Source organism: Methanospirillum sp. (genome assembly GCF_028679455.1).
Classification (GTDB): Archaea; Halobacteriota; Methanomicrobia; order Methanomicrobiales; family Methanospirillaceae; genus Methanospirillum.
In genome coordinates this window covers 1-3,396 of record NZ_JAJRBM010000427.1, presented here as the reverse complement: position 1 = coordinate 3,396, position 3,396 = coordinate 1, and the positions used below count along the sequence as shown (strand labels likewise).

Here is a 3,396-nt window from a genome sequence, read left to right as displayed (position 1 = left end):
TCCTGGCTGATACGGGCAGAGAGGGTCTTCTGCACAGATCTCGCCATCAATATTGCAGGGTTTTACCAGACTCCCACAGGTTTGTGGGATGTTCTCTGATCGGGAGAAAGCCCGTGCCCTGCACCCTCCACAGTTCTCTTTGTATTCACAGATGCCACATTTGCCAGAAAGCCGGTTACTATCCCTGAGTGCTATAAACACGTCTGATTCAGCCCAGATCCTACTGAAGGAATCCAGCCTGAGATCTCCTGCGATCACCGGCAGATACGGGCAGGGGGTGACCTTTCCATCCGCATATATTCTGCAGTACGAGATCCCGGCAATGCATCCCTTCCCCCAGTGAGGATGTGAGACCCCCATCTCATCGGCTACTCTCCTGAACTGGGGAATACAGGTGGGACGAAGGGTGATATCGCTTCCATGAGATATCGTGATCAGGTGGCGGAGCAGACCCTCATATGTTCCATACCGCTCGTAATTTTCCCGGGTTGATCTGCCGGTAGGAACCGGGATGAAGACCTGGAACTGGGAGACCCCGAGTTCTTTTCCCAGGGTTATCACCCGGTCGAGTTCGCTCTTATCAGGAGTAAACACGGTGATATTGATCTGAACCCCGATCTCTTCCCTGATGCAATCCTGTATAGCCTGAATGGCCTTCTTCCATGATCCCGGGTTTCCCCGCATCTGGTCGTGAACAGCAGGATCTGCTGAATCAATGCTGATGGCGACACTCCTGATACCTGCCTCCTTAAGTTTTTTAGGAGTATCATGCTCAAACAGGTATCCGCTGGTCCCAAGGACCATCCTGAGTCCGAGCAGGGTACCGTACGTGGCGATCTCATAGAGATCAGGTCTCATCATCGGTTCACCTCCTGATAGAATGACAACCGGGCTGCCGATCTCCTTTATCGCTTCCAGAACTCTGAATCCTTCATCTGTTGAAAGAATATTAGGAATCTCTGTCTCCCTGGCATTTGCATAACAGTGGGGACAATGAAGAGGGCACTGGAGGGTGAGGTTCCACGAGATGATCCGGAGTGAATGAACAGGAATTCTTTCCATCAATGACTATCCAATATCTCTGCATAATTATTTGAGCCTATTCTACACGGCTCTTCATCGGTACCATCCCCCAGGGAGATGAACGTTTAGTTTTTTGGCATGACGGGATCTCCTGCCGAAACATTCTTCTACCGGGTATAATACTATCAAACGATGAAACCCAATCGTTGCACTTTTTAGGTGGTCCGCTTTCCGAAGGAAATACTGCAAAATTGCTGAAGAGATCTATTGCAGGAGCAGAGGCTACAGGATGCGGTATTCAGATGGTTTTTATCAATCCTCTCTGGCACTCACGCTGATCAGAGATCACCCCGTCAGAGAGGATTATCATCCGGCACATGTACTCTTCATGCCACTCTTCATGGGTGACCATGATGATCGTCTGCCCGTACTCTTCATTGAGTTGTTTTAACAGGTCCAGAATGATCCGTGATGTTTTTGAGTCGAGATTGGCACAGGGTTCATCAGCAAACAAAATCATCGGTGTATTGATGAGTGCCCGTGCAATGGCTACCCGTTGCTGTTCTCCGCCTGAAAGCTCATACTGCTTATGAGTGATCCGGTGACCGAGTCCTACCCTGGTGAGAATCTCCTCACTTTTGCGAAGATACTCTTCTCTTCCCATTCCTCTCGCCTTTGCCGGAAGATAGACATTCTCCTGGACTGACAGTTCAGGAACAAGGGCATAATCCTGGAATATATATCCCAGATTCTGCAGTCGAAATTCGGTCATCTGATCCTCACTCAGGGTGCTGATATCGGTTCCATTGATGATCAGATTACCGGTGGTGGGCGAATCGAGCAGCCCGATGATATGGAGCAGGGTTGATTTCCCGCTCCCGCTCGCCCCGGTGATTCCGACAAACTCTCCCGGTATAATCGTGAACGATACGTCCCGGAGAGCCTGAACTTCAACCACCCCCATGGTGTATACCCGGGAGATATGATTTGCCTGAATCATACAACACCCCTGATAGCATCAAGGATTGGTTCTTTGCTTGTCTGGTACGAGGGGATAAATCCGGATATGAGAGAGACCAGGTACAGGAGTATGATGCTTCTGAGAAAGGGAACTGGTTCAACCATCGGGTAGACTGCTCCTCCAGGGAAGACGAGAGGGTGAATGTTCAGATACGTAATGAGCAGATACGCTAGAAAAAGTCCCAGAATAGATCCCAACGTCGCCATGAACAGAACCTGGAACAGGTAGGAGAGTACGATGGTGGTCTTATGTATCCCGATTGCCTTCAGGATTCCGATCTGTCTCCTTTTATTGATCGTATTGATATATACCACGATGAATGTCACCACCATGGCAATCACCAGGCTCACCCCGGTTGAGATCCCGTTAATGATACCAAAGGCAGTCACGGCGTCTTTCACCGCACTGCTAGCCTTTTCATCATAGGTTTTTACCTGTTCCCTGACTCCATATTCCATCAGAATGAGTTTATCTCTCTGTTCCTGGCCGTTTTGGACGGTCTTGACCAGCACTGATGTTGCCTGATTGGATATTCCGAGCACCTGTTCCATCTCTTTAAGGGTAACAAATCCGTACTGGTCGATGCCGTACACACCTGATGATACGATACCCTTCACTTTGAGATTTTTTGTGATACCGTTCTGAAAAGTGACCAGAACATGATCGCCGATCTGAGGGCCACCCAGGGATTCTGATTTGTCTTTATTTTTATCCTGGTTGCCGGCCAGGGTAATGCCGAGGACGATTGAATCGGAATCTCCGTCTGACAGGAATTCTCCTTCTTTTATTTTTGTGTGGATCTTTGTGACCTGTTCCTCATCTGTTGGTGTAAATGAAACTAATATCCCGGAGAGAGTTTTTCCCCGGTAGTTATAGGTAGCACCTGTCTGGATTCGTGGAGATGTTCCGAGTATTTGAGGGATCTGATCGATCTTGTGTTTGAGTGACGAGACGTTGGTGATGTATATCTCTTCTTCCTTTGGTTCGATTACAAGATTGCCAAACGAATAATCGATAGACTGCGTATTGTAATTGACAATCACTCCTGATATGATCGACGGGAGAAAGACAAGATTCACAAAAACCAATGCCATGATAGCGATAGTCAGAAACAGGGTGAACCGGTTTCCGTTCTGTATCGAACGCAGTGCAAGAAAAAAAGCGATTGAGAGTTTCTGCCCGGTCATGGTTCAGGTTGCGTTGCGCCTCTTATAGAGAATGACTGCTCCCGCTGCAATCACGAGCACAAAGATGAGAACCAGAACGGTAGTTCCGTCTTTTTTCTGAACAGAAAGTGACAGAGGTTCTGATAGGGTATGCTTTCCATAATCATCCGTAAAGGTTACATTCAG

General features: G+C 48.2%; 3 protein-coding genes. All 3 read right to left on the bottom strand.

Annotated features, from left to right (window positions below; translation table 11 throughout):
• A partial coding sequence (locus LUQ50_RS14825) for a radical SAM protein (protein WP_300041007.1) occupies window positions 1-1,062 on the bottom strand: 1,062 nt, incomplete at its 3' end.
• Between the two features lie 259 nt (window positions 1,063-1,321).
• A complete protein-coding gene (locus LUQ50_RS14820) occupies window positions 1,322-2,023 on the bottom strand; it encodes an ABC transporter ATP-binding protein (protein WP_300041005.1) in 702 nt (233 codons plus the stop codon).
• On the bottom strand, window positions 2,020-3,231 hold the full coding sequence (locus LUQ50_RS14815; protein ID WP_300041003.1) for an FtsX-like permease family protein: 1,212 nt from the start codon (window positions 3,229-3,231) through the stop codon (window positions 2,020-2,022). Before LUQ50_RS14815 ends, LUQ50_RS14820 begins: the two co-directional genes overlap by 4 nt.
• Window positions 3,232-3,396: the final 165 nt, after the last annotated feature.

Excerpts from the sequence above, each read along its gene's own strand:
- LUQ50_RS14820 (WP_300041005.1), bottom strand. The coding sequence starts at position 2,023 with ATGATTCAGGCAAATCATATCTCCCGGGTATACACCATGGGGGTGGTT.
- LUQ50_RS14815 (WP_300041003.1), bottom strand. The coding sequence starts at position 3,231 with ATGACCGGGCAGAAACTCTCAATCGCTTTTTTTCTTGCACTGCGTTCG.